The sequence below is a fragment of the Pseudoduganella albidiflava genome, from assembly GCF_004322755.1.
Taxonomy (GTDB): Bacteria; Pseudomonadota; Gammaproteobacteria; order Burkholderiales; family Burkholderiaceae_D; genus Rugamonas; species Rugamonas albidiflava.
The window spans coordinates 7,278,335-7,296,735 of the sequence record NZ_CP036401.1 but is presented as its reverse complement, the minus strand read 5'-3'; the positions used below and the strand labels follow the sequence as shown (position 1 = coordinate 7,296,735).

Below are 18,401 nucleotides of genomic sequence, written 5' to 3'. Positions count from 1 at the left end.
CAGATGGATCACGTCGTCATCGTACTCAATTCGCTGGACATTCCCGGCGCCGTCAACACCGTGGGCCGCCTGGGTTCCGGCTGCCGCGTCGCCTGCTTCGATCCCTCCCTGCTCGACGAGCTGAAAGTGGCCGGCCTGGCGCAGGCCGAATACATCGACTTTCCGCGTGCGCCCACCTTCCCCGACCTGCACAACGGCAGCCGCGAACAGGCACTGGCGATCGAGGCCGACCTGTTCCAGCTGTTCGGCCCGATCCTGCCGGGCGTGCGCAGCTTCGCCTGGCTGCACCTGAACTGGTATTACCTGCTGGTCGCCCTGCGCTGGTACACGGCGCTGGGCGAGCATATCGCCGCCCGCTACGCCAGCCTGTTCGGCACGAGCAAGGCCATGGTGCTGGTGAACGACAACCCGGCCAATTTCTTCTGGCCGTCGTTCGTGCCGGCCCTGTGCGTGCTGGAAGCGCTGTCGCGCGCCGGCATCGCGCTGGAAGCCTTTTCCTACGAACCCCGCGCCGATGAAACCGATGCGCTGCCCGGGCTGCTGGCGCTGGGCGATCGCAGCGAGCGCTGGGACCTGCTGACCCACCTGCCCACCTGCATGCACGACGTGCCCATGCTGGAACAGGAACTGGCGGCCAGCGGCCGGAGCATCATCAATATCCGCGCCAAGTACTGGGATACACCGGTGCCGGCCGCCCACCACGTAGGGCTGGGCCGCAAGCAGGACCTGCTGCGCATCGTGCCGGAAAACGTGCGCAATACCCTCAACCTGCTGCTGCCGCATGTGCAGGCGCGCATCGACGCCGTGCTGGCGCCGTACATCCGGGTCGCCACCTACCGCGAACGGCAGGCAGTGCAGCTGACCAGCCTGTACGAATCCCAGCTGCTCACCTACCTGCTGCTGCACGACTTCTTTGCCGGCCGCAAGCCGCGCAAGATGCTGCTGTGCGACCACGACGCCGGTTTCCACGGCCCGCTGATCGCCTATGCCGATGCGGAAGGCATCCCCGTGCTGTTCTTCCCCCATTCGAAGACGATCGCCGATATCCAGTTCAGCGCCGACAATGTCAGCTGCCTGGTCCATCCGGTGCAGGGGGCCAGCCTGAACGACGGCGCCGGCCGCCGCGTGGCCCAATACAAGGTGGCCTTCCCGGAAACGCTGTCGGCCGCCACGGTGCTGCCGCACGGGCTGCGCACCGTGGGCCTGCTGCTGAACGCGCTGACCCTGAACGGCGCGCTGGTGGGCGCGTGGCAGCCGTTCATGGACGGTATCCGCCTGGTGGCGGACTGGTGCCGCCGCCATGGCGTGGCGCTGGAAGTGCGCAGCCGGCCCGGCCACTCGATGTACGAGATGGTGGCCGAAGCCACCGGCATCCCGGCCGACACGCTGGCCGCGAACATGCGCAAGCCGCTGTCGCAGTTCGCCGCCGAGATCGACCTGTGCCTGATGTACGACGCGCCCACCACGGCGGAGCTGGAATTCCTGCGCAATAACGTGCCGATCCTGAACCCGATCCCGGAAGCGCTGGCCAAGTACGAGGCAGTGATCGCCAACACCGACATCATCCCCCGTGGCGCCGTCGAGGAAATCCTGTTCCGCATGGAGGGCTTCGCCAGCGACCCGGCCAACCTGCATGCGTTCAAGCTGCAGCAATTCGCCGCCTATGCCGGCGCCTTCCGCGATGCGGCACCGCTGCGCGCCTATCTTTGAGAGCAGCCAACATGAAAGCAGTCATCCTTGCCGGCGGCCTGGGCACCCGGCTCAGCGAAGAAACCAGTGTCCGTCCGAAGCCCATGGTGGAAATCGGCGGCAAGCCGATCCTGTGGCACATCATGAAGAGCTACTCGGCGCACGGCATCAACGATTTCGTCATCTGCTGCGGCTACAAGGGCTACGTGATCAAGGAATTCTTCGCCAACTACTTCCTGCACACCTCCGACGTCACCTTCGACATGCAGGCCAACAGCGTGGAAGTGCATACCCGCAATGCCGAGCCGTGGCGGGTCACGGTGGTCGACACGGGCGACGACAGCATGACGGGCGGCCGCCTGAAGCGCATCAAGAAATTCGTCGAGCACGAGGAAGCGTTCTGCTTCACCTATGGCGACGGCGTGTCGGACGTCGACGTGGCCGCCTCGATCGCCTTCCACCGCAGCCACGGCAAGCTGGCGACGATGACGGCCGTGCAGCCACCCGGCCGCTTCGGCGCCATCGAGATCGACGGCAGCCGCATCGTGCGCTTCAAGGAAAAACCGCAGGGCGACGGCAACTGGATCAACGGCGGCTTCTTCGTGCTGTCGCCGAAGGCGATCGACTATGTCGACGCCGATGCCACGATCTGGGAAAAGGAACCGATGGAGGGACTGGCGCGCGATGGCCAGATCGACGCCTTCTTCCACGCCGGCTTCTGGCAGCCGATGGATACGCTGCGCGACAAGATCCACCTGGAAGAGCTGTGGCAAAGCGGCCGGGCGCCGTGGAAGCGGTGGCCATGAATCCCGGTTTCTGGCGCGGCAAGCGCGTCTTCCTCACCGGCCACACGGGCTTCAAGGGGAGCTGGCTGAGCCTCTGGCTGCAATCGCTCGGCGCGCACGTCACCGGCTTCGCGCTGGCCCCGCCCAGCCAGCCCAGCCTGTTCGACGTGGCGGGCGTGGCGGCCGGCATGGAATCCCTGGCGGGCGATATCCGCGATGCCGAGGCGCTGCGCGGCGCGCTGGCGGCGGCCCGGCCCGACATCGTGATCCACATGGCGGCGCAGGCGCTGGTGCGCTACTCGTATGCGCACCCGGTGGAAACCTATGCGACCAACGTGATGGGCCTGGTGCACCTGTTCGAGGCGGTGCGCGCCACGCCGGGCGTGCGCGCCGTGGTCAATGTCACCAGCGACAAATGCTATGAGAACCGCGAGTGGCCGTGGGGCTATCGCGAAAACGAGGCGATGGGCGGCTATGACCCGTACAGCAACAGCAAGGGCTGCGCCGAACTCGTCACCAGCGCCTACCGCTCCTCGTTCTTCAACCCGGAGCGCTACAAGGAACACGGCGTGGCGCTCGGCTCCGGCCGCGCCGGCAACGTGATCGGCGGCGGCGACTGGGCCGAAGACCGGCTGATCCCGGACATGGTGCGCGCCATCGCCGCCGGCCGGCCGGTACGCATCCGCAGCCCGCATGCGATCCGGCCATGGCAGCACGTGCTTGAGCCGTTGTCCGGCTACCTGGCGCTGGCCGAGCGGCTGTACCAGGATGGACCGGCCTGCGCCGAAGGCTTCAATTTCGGCCCGCAGGATGTCGACGCGCAGCCGGTGCAGTGGATCGTCGAGCGCCTGTGCGGCAGCTGGGGCGCCGGCGCCGCCTGGGAGCTGGACAGCGCGCCCCAGCCGCACGAGGCGCATTACCTGAAGCTCGACTGCTCCAAGGCGCGCAGCCGCCTGGGCTGGCAACCGCGCTGGACGCTGGGCCAGGCCATCGACCGGATCGTGGCGTGGCACAAGGCCCATGCCGCCGGGCAGGACATGCGTGGCTTCACGCTGGCGCAGATCGCCGCGTATCAGGACGCTTTGCAGGACACTTTGCAGGACGCTTCTCAAAACACCTCGCAGCACACTTCGCAAGACACTTCGCATAACCAAGAGAACAACCATGAGTGACCCACAGAACAAGGAACAACTGCGCGAGCAGATCATCGCGCTGGTGGCGCAGTACGGCGCCCTGGCCAGCCAGCCGAAGCCGTTCGAACCGGGGGTGACAGTGATCCCGCCGGCCGGCAAGGTGGTCGGCGCGCCGGAAATGGAACTGATGGTGGAAGCGTCGCTGGATGCCTGGCTGACCACGGGCCGCTTCAACGACCTGTTCGAGGCCAGGCTGGCCAAGCTGATCGGCGTGCAGCACCTGATCACCGTCAATTCCGGCTCGTCGGCCAACTTGGTGGCGTTCAACACGCTCACGTCGCCGAAGCTGGGCGAGCGCGCGATCCGCCAGGGCGACGAAGTGATCGGCGTGGCGGCGGGGTTCCCCACCACCGTCAACCCGATCATCCAGTTCGGCGCCGTGCCGGTGTTCGTCGACGTGGAACTGGGCACCTACAACATCGACGTGACGCAGCTGGAAGCGGCGATCTCGCCGAAGACCAAGGCGATCATGCTGGCCCACACGCTGGGCAATCCGTACAACCTGGACGTCATCACGGCGCTGTGCAAGAAGTACAAGCTGTGGCTGATCGAGGATTGCTGCGACGCGCTCGGCTCGACCTACCATGGCAAGATGGTGGGCACCTTCGGCGACATCGGCACCATGTCGTTCTACCCGGCGCACCACATCACGATGGGCGAAGGCGGAGCCGTGTTCACCGACAACTACGAGCTGAAGCAGATCGCCGAGTCGTTCCGCGACTGGGGCCGCGATTGCTACTGCCCGCCCGGCAAGGACAACACCTGCGGCAAGCGCTTCTGCTGGAAGCTGGGCACGCTGCCGGAAGGGTACGACCACAAGTACACCTACAGCCACCTGGGCTACAACCTGAAGATCACCGACATGCAGGCGGCCTGCGGCCTGGCCCAGATCGACCGCGCGGCCGGCTTCATCCAGGCCCGCAAGGACAACTTCGCCTACCTGAAGGAGCGGCTGCAGTCGTGCAGCGAATTCCTGATCCTGCCGGAAGCGACCGAGCACTCCGATCCTTCCTGGTTCGGCTTCCCGATGACGCTGAAGCCGGAAGCGAATACGTCCCGGGTGGACCTGCTCACCTACCTGGACCAGCACAAGATCGGCACGCGGCTGCTGTTCGCCGGCAACCTGACGCGCCAGCCCTACATGACCGGGCGCACCTACCGCGTATCGGGCGAGCTGGCCAATACCGACCGCGTGATGAACGACACCTTCTGGGTCGGCGTCTACCCGGGCCTGACGCGCGAGATGCTCGACTACGTGGTCGAGAAGCTGGAAGCCTATTTCGGCGTGAACTTCTGATGAGCATGCCGCCGTTCTACTGCATCGCCCACCAGCCGTTCGGCTGGCAGCTGCCGGACTTCATGACGATGATCGGTACCGGCGACTACGTGCCGGAACGCGGCATCGCCCTCAGCGTCAGCCATCCGGACCTGGCATTCAAGAACCAGTACCTGGGCGAGTACGTTGCCCTGTACCTGATCCGCGACCAGCTGCGCGCCGCCGGCGGTACCGGCTTCGTCGGCTTTTGCCATTACCGCCGCTTTGCGCTGGCCGCGCCGGTGGGCGAACTGCGCGGCTTCAACTACTACGCGCCGCCGTCGATCGTGCCGCAGCTGACAGCGCAGCATTTCATCGGCGATGGCCAGACCCCGATCATCGGCGCGCCGTTCGATTTCCGCCGCAGCCTGCTGGTGCAATACGCGTCGAATGGCAACGGCAACGTGCGCGACCTGCTGATCTTCTTCGGCCTGGCGGTCGAGATGGGCTACGTGGGCAGCGAAGAAGCGGCCCACTACCTGAGCGGCACTGTCTTCATCCCGGCACCCACCGTGAGCTTCATCCCGGCCGCCTGGTTCATCGAAATCACCGATGCGCTCGAAGCGGTGGCCGAACGCTTCCATCGCGAGCATTTCATTCCACGCGAAGGCTACCTGGAACGCAGCCTGGCCTTCTGCTGCGAGCGGCTGCAGGCATTGATGCTGGCCCGCTTTGCACGCAACGCCGAGCGGGTGATCGCCCATCCGCAGGTGCTGCTGGCCGACCAGCTGCCCTACTGAACCGGCTCCCTACACGACATGGATATCCTGCCCACCTCTATCCCCGGCTGCTTCGAGCTGCGCCCGATCGTGCGGCGCGACGAGCGCGGCAGCTTTACCAAGGTCTTCCATGAAGACGTGTTCCGCGATGCCGGGCTGCGCACCGATTTCGCCGAAGAGTACTACTCGATCTCGCAGCAGGGCGTGCTGCGCGGCCTGCACTTCCAGGTGCCGCCGCACGATCACGCCAAGCTGGTGTACTGCCCGCAGGGCCGCGTGCTGGACGCCGCGCTGGACTTGCGGCGCGGCTCGCCCACCTACGGCCGGCACCTGGCCCTGGAGCTGAGCGGCGAGGCCGGCAACATGCTGTACCTGCCGGCCGGGCTGGCCCATGGCTTCTATACGCTGAGCGAACAGGCGCTGATGGTGTACAAGGTGACGTCCACGTATGCCCCGGCGCACGATGGCGGCGTGCTGTGGAATTCGGCCGGCATCGACTGGCCGGACAGCGCCCCGCTGCTGTCGCCGCGCGACCGCACCTTCCCCACGCTGGCGGACTTCGACAGTCCCTTCGCCGCATGAGCACCGCCCTCGTCACCGGCGCCAGCGGTTTCATCGGCGGCCACCTGGTGCGCCGGCTGCTGGCCGATGGCTGGCAGGTGCATGTCGTGCTGCGGCCGGACTCGGTGCCGCCCGCGGATGACGCGGGCGCCCTGCACGTGCACCGGCACGACGGCAGTACCGAAGACCTGATCCGCATCCTGCGTGCCGTCGCGCCGGATACCGTGTTTCATCTCGCCTCGCTGTTCCTGGCCCAGCACACCCCCGCCGACGTGGAACCGCTGGTGCGCGCCAACGTGCTGTTCTCGACCCAGCTGGCCGAAGCGATGGCCCAGGCCGGCGTGCGCCACCTCGTCAATACCGGCACCTCGTGGCAGCACTACGAAGACCAGCCCTACAGCCCGGTGTGCCTGTACGCGGCGCTCAAGCAGGCCTTCGACGCCGTGCTGCGCTTCTATGCGGAAGCGCTGGACATGCGCGTGATCACGCTGAAGCTGTTCGATACCTATGGCCCCGGCGACCGGCGGCCGAAGCTCCTGCACCTGTTCAAGCGCATCGGCGCTTCCGGCGAGGCGCTGGCGATGTCGCCCGGCCAGCAGCGGATCGACCTGGTCCATATCGATGACGTGATCGACGCCTTCGTGCTGGCCGCCGGGCGCCTGGCCTCCGGCGCCGTGGCCGGCATCGAAGAGTACGCGGTCTCGTCGGGCGCCCCGCTGCCCTTGCAGGAGCTGGCCCGCGTCTACGAACAGGCCAGTGGCCAGGCCCTGAACATCGACTGGGGAGGCCGCCCGTACCGCCCCCGCGAAGTGATGGAACCGTGGCACAGCTACCGGCTGCTGCCCGGCTGGCAACCCCGGGTCGGCCTGGCCGACGGCATCCGCGCCACGCTGGCGGCCGAGGCGGCGCCATGAACCGGTACCTGATCCTTGGCGACAGCCACCTGGTGGCATTGCTGGATGCCGCGCGCGAACTGGGCACGGCGCGCCAGGTGCCTTCGGAAGATGGGCTGTTCAGCGTGCACGAGTTCGTGCTCGAGGCGCAGCAGGCGCACCTGGTGTTCGTGATGCCGCTGGCCGGCGCGCCGTCGCTGGTGATGAAATACGACCGCGAAGGCTTTTCGATGAGCCCGGCGTATGCGGCCCAGCTGCGCGCCGCCCTTGCCTTGCTGGGCGCGGGGCCGGTGACGATCTGCTCGGTCTTCTTCGGCAACGAGCACTCGGCCTTCTCGATCGCGGACCACCCGGTACCGTTCGACTTCCTGCGCACGCCGGACGATGCGCCCTGCCCCGCGCCGGTGCCGCGCCAGATCGTGCCGCTGGCCGTCATCGAACGCAAGATGGCCGACCTGGCCTGGCGCCCGGAGGTGTATTGCCGCGTGCTGAAACTGGCGTTTGCCGGCCAGCGCGTGCTGCACATCCTGCCACCGCCGCCGATCGAGGACGAAGCACAGGTGAAGGGCGATCCGGAAATCTTCGGCCCGCTGTTCGAGCGCTATCCGGTGGCGCCCGCGCTGCTGCGGCTGAAGGTGTATTCGGTCTATTGCCGCGTGGTGGAAGAGCGCCTGCGCGCGGTGGGCGTCGACATCATCGGCGCGCCGGCCGCGGCATGCGACAACGGCTACCTGGCCAGGCCGTACTGGCGCGAGGCAACCCATGCCAACGGCCCGTACGGCACCTTGATCCTGCAAGCATTGGGAGTCCTGTGAGCGCGCACCCCTACAAACAGCAGCCCGAGCGGGCGTTCTGGAACCGCGCGGTGGCCCGCAAGAGCTGGTACAACGTGGAGTTCACCGCCGACACGCCGCGCTTCCTGACGGCGGCCAACCGCATCGCCACGGCCGGCAGCTGCTTCGCCAGCAACCTGATGCGCTGGCTGCCGTCGCTGGGGCTGACGCCGTTCTTCGCCGAACAGGCGCCGGACTATTTCACGCCCGAAGAAAAGCAGGCGCACGGCTACCACGAATTCTCGGCACGCTACGGCAACCTGTACACGGTGCGCCAGTTGCGCCAGCTGTTCGAGGAAGCGCTGGAACGCCGGCCGGCCATCCACGCCTTCGAGGAAGTGGACGGCAAGGTGTTCGACCTGCTGCGCCCCCACGTGCGGCCCGGCGGTTTCGACAGCGCCGCGGAGGCGCGCCTGGACCGTGCCTTCCACCTGGCCGCGGTGCGCCGCATGCTGGCCGAGAGCGATACTTTCGTGTTCACGCTGGGGCTGACCGAAGCATGGGTCGATGCGCGGGACCATATCGTCTACCCGGTCTGTCCGGGCACCGTGGCCGGCACCTTCGATCCCGCCACGCACCTGCCGGTCAACTTCGAGTATCCGGAAATCCTGGCCGACCTGGAAGCGGCCATCGCGCTCGCGGCGGACATCAATCCGGCCATGCGCTGGATCATCACGGTCAGTCCCGTGCACCTGGTGGCCACGCACGGCGAGGACAGCGTCATCGTGGCGTCCACGTATTCGAAGAGCGTGCTGCGCGCCGTCTGCGGCGCCGCCGCGAAGCGTCACGGCCATGTGTACTACTTCCCCAGCTACGAGATCATCAGCTCGGCCGCCTCGTTCGGCCAGTACCTGGAATCGAACCTGCGCGACGCGTCGGAACGGGGTGTGTCCCACGTGATGGAGGAATTCCGCCGCGCGTTCGTGGCGCAGGATGGGGCCACCGATCCCGGTGTGCCGGAGACCGCCGCGGCACCGGCGCAGGCACCCGCGGCGCCAGGCTTCCTGGAGCAGGTGGCCCGCACGCTGGCGGCCGAATGCGATGAACTGAAGAACGATCCGGGAAGGGCTTAAGCGCCCTGCCGGCGCAGCCAGGCCGCCGCGCCGTCCAGGTAAGCCTGCCCCAGGTCGGGGCGTTCGTGGCCGATGCCCGAGCCGAGCGTGAGGAACAGGCTGGCGCGGTGCCGCTCCAGCAGGTAGCGGGCACGCGCGGCGGCGTCGGCGTCGGTGATGCTGCCGGCCAGGTGGCCCAGCAGTTCATCGAAGAACAGGAACTGGTCCCAGCGCTGCGCCACCGTGGCATAGCCTTCGATACCGGAAGCGAGGTCGAACCCCGTGCGCACCAGCTCGACCGGCAGGTAGATGCCGGGGTAGCCGAACAGCAGCAACAGCAGGGCCACGCAGCATTGCGGATAGGCGTTGCGCGGATCGCGCAGGAAGGGCTCGATGCGCGGCACGATGGCCCTGGCCAGCCGCGCGTTCAGCACCAGGCCCGGCATGTGGGCGCAGCAGTGCCGGTATTCCTCCAGCGGAATCGGCAGCACCTGGCTGTCGTTGGCCCGGTACACCTGGCCCTTGTCGTAGAACAGGCTGGAAATCAATGCCGGCGGCGTGGGTGTCGTCTTCAGGTATTCCAGCAGCCGCACCACGCCAGGGGTCACCACGAAATCGTCGTCGCACGAATACAGCAGGTACTCGGTCTCGCATTGCTCGATCAGCCGGATGAAATTGCCGCGAAAACCCTGGCGCTCGGCGTTCTTGCGCACGCTGATATTGCCCTGGCCATCGAAATGGCGCACCGCGTCGAAGCTGCCGTCCGGCGAGTCGTCGTCGATGACGAGGATGCGCACGGCCGGCTCGGTGTGCAGGCCGGTGGCGACCATGTCCGCCAGCACGGCGTGCAGCGCTTCGCGCCGGCTCCAGGCCGGCACGCCGACGGTGACGAGGGCTGCCATATCCATCAGCCCCATCAGCCGCGCTGGTAACGCTTCTGTTCTTCGAGCGACAGGTGGACTTCGCCGTAGGCCGACGAATCGCCCCAGATATTGTCCTTGTACCACTTGCCGTTTTCGATCCACCACACGCGCGGATCACGGAACCTGTCGGCGGTACGCCAGAATTCCTCTTCCGTCATGTTCACATAGTCGAGCCAGTAGTACAGGTCGTCGGACACCACGTGGTCGTACTTGCGCACCATTTCGATCGCTTCCTCGCGCGTCATGTAGCCGGTGCGCACGTCCTTCGAGCTGTGGTCGGAGCCGCGGCCATAGCCGAACTTGACGAACTTGAGCAGGTCGTGGATGCCGTTCTCGTAGCGGTCGTCCAGGTTCGAGGCGCGGCGATAGGTGCGGTCGAACGGCCGTTCCGATTCCTTCCAGCCGTACAGGTCCTTCATCAGCTGGGTGTGCTTGTACGGATCCCACTTGAAGAAGTTGCCGATGTACAGGCCGCGCACGCCCGTCTTCAGGATCTGGTCGTCGCTCGGGTACTTGGCCCACAGCAGGTCGTTTTCCTTCAGCGGCTCCTGCGGGTCGTTCAGCATGTCGTACCACTCGAAACCGCGCAGGCCATGCTCGTGGCGCACCCGCGCCGAGAACTCGACGAAGTCATCGGGCTCGTACATGCCCGAGATATCCCAGGCGATCTCGCCCCACACCATCAGGTTGATGTCGAACTTCACCGCCATCTGGATCGGGAACGTGAAGATGCCGCAGTGGGCGTGCCAGTTCATGTCGCCCATCTTGCGGAAGCACAGCCGGTTCAGCTTCTTCAGCACCTCGACGCTGGGGCCCATCACCAGGTGATCGCAATCGAACACCTCGCGCATGCGGTCGCGGTTGTAGTTCCCCTCCGGCAGGTAGTTATTGCCGTGGTAAGTGACCAGCAGGGGCTTCAGGCCATATTCCTTGACCATGATGTGGGTCTGGAAATAACTGTCCTTGCCGCCGCTGACGGGGATGATGCAGTCGTAATCGGAGCGGCGGTCCTTGCGCATCGCCTCGACATTCTTTTCGAACACGGCGCGGCGGTGGGCCCAGAACTCCGGCGTCAGCTTGTCGAATTCCTCGGCGGTACGGCAGCTGGCGCAAACGCCTTCATCGTCGATCGCCAGGTTGACGGTGACGAACGGATACGTGCAGCGGGCGCAATACTGCATGCGGCGGTAGTTCATGTCGCTCTCCTCAAATGTCCAGCAGCTCCGGCGACCGCACGTTCAGGCCGGCGCCGTACAAATGTTTGCGCGCCAGGAAAACGCTCTGGTCGCTGTAGTGAAAGATGTTGCCCGCGGCGACCGCATCGACCCTGGTCTGCCGCAGGCCCTCGGCCAGGTGTTCCCACTCGCCGACGCCGCCGCAGCCGATCACGGGAATGCGCACGGCGCTGCTGACGGCGTCCAGCAGCGGCAGGTCGTAGCCAGTCTTCATGCCGTCGCGGTCGATCGAATTGAGCAGGATCTCGCCGGCGCCCAGCGCTTCCACCCGTTTCGCCCACTCCACGGCGGTCCATTCGGTGGCTTCGCGGTTGCCGTCGCGGCGCACCCGGTGCACGCCATCTTCTTCCAGGCGCACGTCGATCGACACCACCACGCACTGCGCGCCGAACTCGCGTGCCGCCTCGGTGATGAAGCCTGGCTGGTCGAGCGCCTGCGTGTTGATCGAGATCTTGTCGGCCCCCAGCGCGAGGCGCTGCTCGATATCGCGCATCGTGCGGATGCGGCCGCCAACCGTGATCGGCATGAAGGCGTGCTTCGACACGTCCTCGATGATGTCGAGCACGCTGCTGCGGTTGGCATGGCCGAGGTCGTCACGGCGCATGTCGTAGGTGTCGTCGCGCGAAATGTCGAGATAGACCAGTTCATCCGAGCCCCACTCCGACAGGCGCTTGACGGCGGTGACCGGGTTGCCCAGGTTCTGGTAGCGCTTGAACTGCTTGCTCTGCACGAGGAAGCCGTTGCGCAGGAACAGCACGGGAATCACGCGTTGTTTTTTCATGGGATCGCCAGGAAGTTCTTCACCAGCCGCATGCCGGCGCGCTGGCTTTTTTCGGGATGGAACTGCACGCCGTAGATGTTGCCGCGCCCGACCACGCCGGTGAATTGCTGGCCGTAGTCGGTGGTGGCCAGCACGTCGGCGGGGTCGGCCGCATCGAAGGCGAAACTGTGCACGTAGTAGAAGTCCGGCGCGTGGTCCAGGCCTTCCAGCAGCGGGCTGGGCTGACGGATGTCGATATTGTTCCAGCCGATGTGCGGCAACGGGAACGTGCCCGGCTGCAGCTGGCGCACCGTGCCGCCGATCCAGCCCAGGCCGGGTGTTTCGCCGAACTCGTGGCCGGTGTCGGCCAGCACCTGCATGCCCACGCAGATGCCGAGGAAGGGCTTGCCCTGCTCGCGCACCACGCGCTCCAGCACGTCCAGCGGCAGCGTTTCGCCGATGCGGCGCATGGCCGCGCCGAATGCGCCCACGCCGGGCAGCACGATGTGGCTGGCCGCTTCGATGTCGGCCGGCGCGTTCGAGACCGTCACGTTGCCCGACACTTCGGAAAACAGGTTGTAGACCGACTTCACGTTGCCGGAGCCATAGTCGAGGATACAGATGCGTTGCATGGTTTTCCTTAATCCAGCAAGTCCCAGTTCAATGCCGTGCCGCGGCGGATCGCCACCTTGGCCTTGCGTGCCAGCACCGCTTCCAGGTGCTTCGGCTTCAGGCCCATGCCCGGCCGGATGGCGCGCACGTTGGCCGCCGTCAACGGCTCGCCGGCCGCGATGTCGGCGCTGGCATACAGCGAGCGGCGGAATTGCAGCGACGGCTGCTCGGCGCACGAGGCGCCGTAGCTGACGCGGCCCAACGCCTGCCAGGCCCGTTCCGTTTCCACCACCAGCGCCTGCAGCTCGTGCGGCTCCAGCGAGAACGTGGAATCGACGCCGCCGGCGGCACGGTCCAGCGTGAAGTGCTTTTCGATCACCGTTGCGCCCAGCGCCACCGCCGCCACCGATACGCCGACGCCCATCGTATGGTCGGACAGGCCGATCTCGCAGCCGAACAGGTCGCGCATGTGCGGAATGGTGAGAATGTTGGTGTTGGCCGGCGTGGCCGGATAGGTACTGGTGCACTTCAGCAGCACCAGGTCGCGGCAGCCGGCTTCGCGCGCGGTGCGCACCGTTTCATCGAGCTCGGCCACCGACGCCATGCCGGTCGAGATGATCATCGGCTTGCCTGTCTTCGCCACGCGGCGGATCAGCGGCAGGTCGGTGTTCTCGAACGAGGCGATCTTGTAGAAGGCCACGTCGAGGCTTTCCAGGAAGTCGACCGCGCTATCGTCGAACGGCGTGCTGAACGGGATCATGCCGTGCTGGCGGGCCCGTTCGAAGATCGGCGCATGCCATTCCCACGGCGTGTGCGCCTCGTGGTACAGGTCGTACAGCTTGCGGCCGTTCCACAGCGACTTGGCGTCGTTGATGACGAAATCGGGTGCTTCCACGTCCAGCGTCATCGTGTCGGCCGTGTAGGTCTGGATCTTCAGCGCGTGGGCACCGGCGCGCCCGGCGGCGTCGACGATTTCCAGCGCCCGGTCGAGCGACTGGTTATGGTTGCCGGACATCTCGGCAATGATGAAGGGCGGCGCGTCCTGGCCGATGGGTCGGTTGGCGATGAGCATGGTTAGTCCCGGATGCGTAGTGCAAGAATGTTCAGTTGTTCGGCATAGCCGGCGGCTTCGAATGCGCGGGCCGAAGCGCGATTGCCGGGCAGTACCACAGCCTCGATGGTAGCCACTTGTGGCCAGTGCTGGCGCACCCAGTCGCTGCCGGCGGCAATGAGCGCCGCGCCGATGCCCTGGCCGATGAAATCGGGCGTCAGGTAAACCGATACGGTCGCCTTCGCATCGGCACGATCATAACGCAGGATACCGGCGGCGCGCCCGCCGATTTCGCCGACGAGCAGCTGCCGTGCCGGGTCGGCCAGGGTGGCGGCGAACCAGGCGCGGTGCTGCTCCAGCGGGATGACGGCGCTGCTGGTGGAAAAGCGCCGCACGGTCTCGGCATTGCGCCAGTGCCAGACGGGGTCGCAGTCGCCGGCCGTGGCCGGGCGCAGGCCCAGCTGCGCGGCGTTGCCGAGCTGGCGCATCTGCCGCGCCACGCGCCCCGCGCCGCGGCCATCGACCAGCGCCAGGCTGCCCTGTTCCATGTGGGCCAGCAGTTCCGGCGCGGCCAGCGCCAGTTGCAGGGCCGCCGGCAGCGTGGCCAATGCGGCCGGGCCTTCACCCAGGTACAGCACATGACCCTGCCGCGCCATGGCCGCGCAGCCAGCCTGCTGGTTCGCCGCCACGGCGATCACCAGGCTCGGCAGGCCGACGCAGGCACGCTCCCACATGGCGCCGCCGCCCGCGCCGATGGCCAGGTCGGCTGCCGCCATCAGCTCGGCCATGTTGTCCACGCCGCGATGCAGCCGCGTTCCCGGCAATGCCGCGCAGTGGCGCGCCAGCTGCTCATGGTGCGGATAGGCGCCGCCGACCACCACGTCGGTGGCCAGGCCGGGGTGCCGCGCAGCCTCGCGCAGCGCCTGGCCGGTGTAGTCGTCGGCGTCGGCGCCGCCGATGAAGAGGAACAGCCGGCGCACCTGGCCGTCGCGCACGCGCAGGGCGGCACGGGCGGCGGCGAACTCGGGGCGCAGCAGCGCGTAATGCGGCCCGGCCAGCAGCACCGCGTCCGAGGGCAGCAGGCCGTCGTAGCGCCGTTCCATGCGCGCCGCCAGGTTCTGGTCGAGCAGCAGGTCGCAGTCGTGCGGGCGGTCGGCCAGGTCGTCGATCACCATCAGGCGATCCACGGCGGGCCGCAATGCCGCCTCCCAGCGCGCATCGATCGCGTAGTGGTCGGCCACCAGCCAGTCAGGGCGGCCGGGCAGCGCGGCGGCCGTCTCGGCGGCGTCCTGCTGCCAGGGTGCGCCCAGCCACTGGTCGTACGCCGCGCCGCCGGCCTGCGTGGCATGGACGGGCAGCCGCGCCACGGCATGGCCGCGCGCGACGACCAGGTCGCACAGGTGGCCCGCATGTTCACGGCAGACGAACGTGGTGCGCGCGCCCTCGGCGCGCAGCTGGTCCGCCAGCGTCAGGCAGCGCATCAGGTGGCCGCTGCCGATCTGCAGCGAGGCGTCGGCGCGGAAGACGATGTCCATCAGCGCGCCGGCTGTTGCGCGGCACGGAAGGCCAGCTCGGCGCGTTGCCAGTCCTCGGGCGTGTCGATATCGATGGCGCGCCACGCCGGGATCACCAGGCCGCGGCCCTGCTGGTGCGGCGACTGGCCGGCCAGCCACGCGCCGCTGCGGCCCCAGTAGAACTGGCCGGCATCGTAATAGCCGGGTTCCAGGTCCTGGCTGCGGGTGTGCACGTGCTCCGGAAAGAATGGCGCCATGGCGCCGCCGGCGCCGCGCTTCAGGGCGCGCTGCACGGCGGCGGGGAACGGGCTGACGGTGAAGGCATACGCGGCGGCGGCGTCGTCCAGCAGCGCCAGCGCATCGCGCAAATCCTGCGGCTGCAGCAGCGGCACGCCCGGATAGATGCAGCACACCAGGTCCGCATGCCAGCCGGCTTCCGTGCAGCGCCGGATCGCATCGGCGATCACGGGCACGGTGCCGGCATGGTCGTCGGCCAGTTCGGGCGCGCGCAGGAACGGCACTTCGGCGCCATGGGCGCGCGCGACGGTGGCGATCTCGGCGTCGTCGGTGGAGACGATGATGCGGTCGAACACGCCGCTGTCGCGCGCCGCGCCGATGGCGTACGCGATCATCGGCTGGCCGGCGAACGGCTTGATGTTCTTGCGCGGAATACGCTTGCTGCCGCCCCGCGCCGGAATCACGGCCAGTTTCGTCACGGCCAGTTTCGTCACGGCCAGTTTCGTCGCAGCCAGTTTCTTCGCGGACAGGCTCATGCGAGCGCTTTCCGCACCGCCGCCACCACCTCGTCCTGTTCCGCTTCGGTCATGCCGTAGAACATCGGCAGGCTGATGGCGCCGGCATAGTATTGCTCGGCGTTCGGGCACAGGCCCGCGCGGAAGCCCAGCTTGCGGTAGTACGGCTGCGTGTACACGGGAATGTAGTGCACGTTGACGCCGATGCCCTGGCTGCGCAGGCTGTCGAAGACCGCGCGCCGGCGTGCCGGGTCGACCTGGATCGGATACAGGTGGAAGGCCGACACGCCATATGCCGCCTGGCGGGGCCGGATCACGGGCAATTCCGCCAGCAGCGTGTCGTAGCGTGCCGCGAGGGCCCGGCGGCGCTCGAGGAACAGGTCGAGCCGCCCCAGTTGCGACAGGCCCAGCGCCGCCTGCAGGTCGGTGATGCGGTAGTTGTAGCCGAGATCGATCTGCTCGTAATACCAGCCGCCTTCGTCGTGCTTTTCGAGCTCGCCGGCCTCGCGCGTCATGCCGTGCGAGCGCAGCAGCTGGAGCCGGCGGTACAGGGCGGGGTCGCGCGCCATCAGCATGCCGCCTTCGGCCGTGGTGAGGATCTTCACCGGGTGGAAGCTGAAGATGGCGATGTCGCTGAACCGGCAGTCGCCCACCTTGCCGCCGTCATATTCCGCGCCCACCGCGTGCGACGCATCCTCGACCACCCGGAAGCCGTACTGTTGCGCCAGCGCCGCGATGGCCCGCATGTCGCATGACTGGCCGGCGAAGTGCACCGGAATCACCACCTTCGGCAGGCGGCCGGCGGCACTGGCCTGTTCCAGCTTCTCCGCCAGCTTGCGCGCGCACAGGTTGTAGGTATCGGGATCGGTGTCGACGAAGTCCACCTCGGCGCCGCAGTACAGCGCGCAGTTGGCCGAGGCGATGAAGGTGTTCGGCGAAGTCCAGACCACGTCGCCCGGGGCCACGCCCAGCGCCAGCATGGCGATATGCAGCGCCGCCGTGGCGTTGGCCACGGCCACGCCGCCACCGCCCTGCAAGCCGCAGTAGGCGGCCAGCCCGCGCTCGAACGCGCCGATGGCCGGCCCCTGGGTGATCCATTCCGAACGCAGCACCGCTTCGACGGCGGCGATATCCTCTTCCGAAATCGACTGGCGGCCGTACGGGATCATGCTTCCGCCATCGCCTTGCCGATCAGCGCGCGGATATCCTCGACGCTGAGAAAGACCGGGTTGGTGCCGGAGCTGTACTCGAAGCCGTCGGGCACCGGCACGCCGGTCTCGCCCTTCTTGTTGATCTTGTAGTCGGCTTCCAGCGAGAACGAGATCGACGGCTGGATCACGAAGTGGTCGTGGAATTCCAGCGTGAGGTGCGAGTCGTCCAGCGGGCACATGATCTCGTGCAGTTTTTCGCCGGGGCGGATGCCGATGATCTTGATCGGCAGGTTCGGCGCCATCGCCACGGCCAGGTCGGTCATCGTGGCCGACGGGATCTTCGGCACGAAGATCTCGCCGCCATGCATGCGCGCGAAATTGGTGATGACGAACTCCACGCCATCCTGCAGCGTGATCCAGAAGCGGGTCATGCGGTCGTCCGTGATCGGCAGTTCCTGCGCGCCCTCGGCCAGCAGCTTGCGGAAGAACGGCACCACCGAACCGCGCGAGCCGATCACGTTGCCGTAGCGGACCACGGAAAAGCGCGTGGGCCGGGTGCCCACCATGTTGTTGGCGGCGACGAACAGCTTGTCCGATGCCAGCTTGGTGGCGCCATACAGGTTGATCGGGCTGGCCGCCTTGTCGGTGGACAGCGCGATCACGCGTTCGACGCCGTTGGCCAGGGCCGCGTGGATCACGTTTTCCGCGCCATACACGTTGGTCTTGATGCATTCCATCGGGTTGTATTCGGCCACCGGCACATGCTTCAGCGCCGCGGCGTGGATGACGTAGTCGACGCCGTCCATCGCCTGCATCAGCCGGGCCTGGTCGCGCACGTCGCCGATGAAATAGCGCATCTGCGGCGCGTTGAACGTCTGGGCCATTTCATACTGCTTCAACTCATCCCGCGAATAGATGATGACTTTCTTCGGCTTGTAGCGTTCCAGGATGGTCTTGGTGAACTGCTTGCCAAACGAACCGGTGCCACCGGTAATCAGGATCGTCTTATTGTTGAGCATTGGCGTGTCCAGGTAATCGGATCGGCGGGATTTGCCGTGCCACTATTATGCCCCCTCGATCCGCCGCACGGTAGGCGGAACAAGCGTGCAAGCAGTGCACTGTTCACCCGATTGCCGCAGATGAGATCAATATGACAATTGATGGATGGGCCAGCAGGAGCCGGTACATTGGCGCGCTGACAAAGGGGGCAAACGAGGTGGCGAATCAGGCGGCGAATCAGGTGGCAAATCAGGTGGCGAATGAGGTGGCGGATGAGGTGGCCGATGCGCTGGTGAAAGCGCGGGCGAATCCGCGAATGCGATGACCACCGCGTGCCGCGGTGCCGCGCCGCCATGCCGGGTCT

Annotated in this window: 19 protein-coding genes; 10 read left to right on the top strand and 9 right to left on the bottom strand. The window is 66.9% G+C overall.

Going from position 1 to position 18,401, the window contains the following annotated elements; translation table 11 throughout:
• Positions 1-3 precede the first annotated feature (3 nt).
• From EYF70_RS30360 to EYF70_RS30320, 9 genes are read left to right on the top strand one after another with little or no spacing between them, the layout of a single operon-like run.
• Positions 4-1,710, top strand: coding sequence for a hypothetical protein (locus EYF70_RS30360; RefSeq protein ID WP_131148712.1), 1,707 nt, complete (start codon positions 4-6; stop codon positions 1,708-1,710).
• 11 nt (positions 1,711-1,721) lie between these two features.
• Entirely contained in the window at positions 1,722-2,495 is a 774-nt protein-coding gene (gene rfbF / locus EYF70_RS30355; protein ID WP_131148711.1) for a glucose-1-phosphate cytidylyltransferase, read from the top strand.
• Complete coding sequence (gene rfbG, locus EYF70_RS30350) at positions 2,492-3,646, top strand: CDP-glucose 4,6-dehydratase (protein WP_174800466.1); 1,155 nt, start codon at positions 2,492-2,494, stop codon at positions 3,644-3,646. The genes rfbF and rfbG overlap by 4 nt, the downstream gene beginning before the upstream one ends.
• Positions 3,639-4,964 carry a lipopolysaccharide biosynthesis protein RfbH gene (gene rfbH / locus EYF70_RS30345; RefSeq protein WP_131148710.1) on the top strand — a complete coding sequence of 442 codons (1,326 nt, stop codon included), beginning with the start codon at positions 3,639-3,641 and terminating at the stop codon, positions 4,962-4,964. The genes rfbG and rfbH overlap by 8 nt, the downstream gene beginning before the upstream one ends.
• A complete protein-coding gene (locus EYF70_RS30340; protein WP_131148709.1) occupies positions 4,964-5,722 on the top strand; it encodes a hypothetical protein in 759 nt (252 codons plus the stop codon). Before rfbH ends, EYF70_RS30340 begins: the two co-directional genes overlap by 1 nt.
• 18 nt (positions 5,723-5,740) lie before the next feature.
• Positions 5,741-6,283: a dTDP-4-dehydrorhamnose 3,5-epimerase gene (gene rfbC, locus EYF70_RS30335; RefSeq protein WP_131148708.1), complete on the top strand. Its 543-nt coding sequence runs from the start codon at positions 5,741-5,743 to the stop codon at positions 6,281-6,283.
• Positions 6,280-7,176 carry an NAD-dependent epimerase/dehydratase family protein gene (locus tag EYF70_RS30330; protein WP_131148707.1) on the top strand — a complete coding sequence of 299 codons (897 nt, stop codon included), beginning with the start codon at positions 6,280-6,282 and terminating at the stop codon, positions 7,174-7,176. The genes rfbC and EYF70_RS30330 overlap by 4 nt, the downstream gene beginning before the upstream one ends.
• Complete coding sequence (locus tag EYF70_RS30325) at positions 7,173-7,970, top strand: hypothetical protein (RefSeq protein WP_131148706.1); 798 nt, start codon at positions 7,173-7,175, stop codon at positions 7,968-7,970. The genes EYF70_RS30330 and EYF70_RS30325 overlap by 4 nt, the downstream gene beginning before the upstream one ends.
• Complete coding sequence (locus tag EYF70_RS30320) at positions 7,967-9,061, top strand: GSCFA domain-containing protein (RefSeq protein WP_165497825.1); 1,095 nt, start codon at positions 7,967-7,969, stop codon at positions 9,059-9,061. Before EYF70_RS30325 ends, EYF70_RS30320 begins: the two co-directional genes overlap by 4 nt.
• Here EYF70_RS30320 and EYF70_RS30315 read toward each other — a convergent pair.
• The 9 genes from EYF70_RS30315 to pseB are packed head-to-tail and all read right to left on the bottom strand — an operon-like array spanning position 9,058 to position 18,057.
• Positions 9,058-9,948, bottom strand: coding sequence for a glycosyltransferase family 2 protein (locus tag EYF70_RS30315; RefSeq protein WP_165497824.1), 891 nt, complete (start codon positions 9,946-9,948; stop codon positions 9,058-9,060). The genes EYF70_RS30320 and EYF70_RS30315 overlap by 4 nt on opposite strands.
• Positions 9,949-9,956: 8 nt before the next feature.
• Positions 9,957-11,159 (bottom strand): N-acetyl sugar amidotransferase, encoded by a 1,203-nt coding sequence (locus EYF70_RS30310; RefSeq protein ID WP_131148703.1) that lies wholly within the window; start codon positions 11,157-11,159, stop codon positions 9,957-9,959.
• Positions 11,160-11,169: 10 nt separating this feature from the next.
• Positions 11,170-11,979: an imidazole glycerol phosphate synthase subunit HisF gene (gene hisF, locus EYF70_RS30305; protein WP_131148702.1), complete on the bottom strand. Its 810-nt coding sequence runs from the start codon at positions 11,977-11,979 to the stop codon at positions 11,170-11,172.
• The gene (hisH, locus tag EYF70_RS30300; protein ID WP_131148701.1) at positions 11,976-12,590 is read right to left on the bottom strand and encodes an imidazole glycerol phosphate synthase subunit HisH; all 615 of its coding nucleotides are present in this window, start codon (positions 12,588-12,590) and stop codon (positions 11,976-11,978) included. The genes hisF and hisH overlap by 4 nt, the downstream gene beginning before the upstream one ends.
• An 8-nt stretch (positions 12,591-12,598) precedes the next feature.
• Complete coding sequence (gene pseI / locus EYF70_RS30295) at positions 12,599-13,642, bottom strand: pseudaminic acid synthase (RefSeq protein WP_131148700.1); 1,044 nt, start codon at positions 13,640-13,642, stop codon at positions 12,599-12,601.
• Between the two features lie 2 nt (positions 13,643-13,644).
• On the bottom strand, positions 13,645-15,156 hold the full coding sequence (pseG, locus tag EYF70_RS30290; protein WP_131148699.1) for a UDP-2,4-diacetamido-2,4,6-trideoxy-beta-L-altropyranose hydrolase: 1,512 nt from the start codon (positions 15,154-15,156) through the stop codon (positions 13,645-13,647).
• Positions 15,156-15,908 carry a pseudaminic acid cytidylyltransferase gene (pseF, locus tag EYF70_RS30285; protein ID WP_131148698.1) on the bottom strand — a complete coding sequence of 251 codons (753 nt, stop codon included), beginning with the start codon at positions 15,906-15,908 and terminating at the stop codon, positions 15,156-15,158. The genes pseG and pseF overlap by 1 nt, the downstream gene beginning before the upstream one ends.
• Complete coding sequence (gene pseC, locus EYF70_RS30280; protein ID WP_131148697.1) at positions 15,905-17,056, bottom strand: UDP-4-amino-4,6-dideoxy-N-acetyl-beta-L-altrosamine transaminase; 1,152 nt, start codon at positions 17,054-17,056, stop codon at positions 15,905-15,907. Before pseC ends, pseF begins: the two co-directional genes overlap by 4 nt.
• Positions 17,053-18,057: a UDP-N-acetylglucosamine 4,6-dehydratase (inverting) gene (gene pseB, locus EYF70_RS30275; protein WP_131148696.1), complete on the bottom strand. Its 1,005-nt coding sequence runs from the start codon at positions 18,055-18,057 to the stop codon at positions 17,053-17,055. Before pseB ends, pseC begins: the two co-directional genes overlap by 4 nt.
• 131 nt (positions 18,058-18,188) lie before the next feature.
• Here pseB and EYF70_RS31215 point away from each other — a divergent pair, with 131 nt between their 5' ends.
• On the top strand, positions 18,189-18,362 hold the full coding sequence (locus EYF70_RS31215) for a hypothetical protein (RefSeq protein ID WP_165497823.1): 174 nt from the start codon (positions 18,189-18,191) through the stop codon (positions 18,360-18,362).
• The last annotated feature ends 39 nt before the right edge of the window (positions 18,363-18,401 follow it).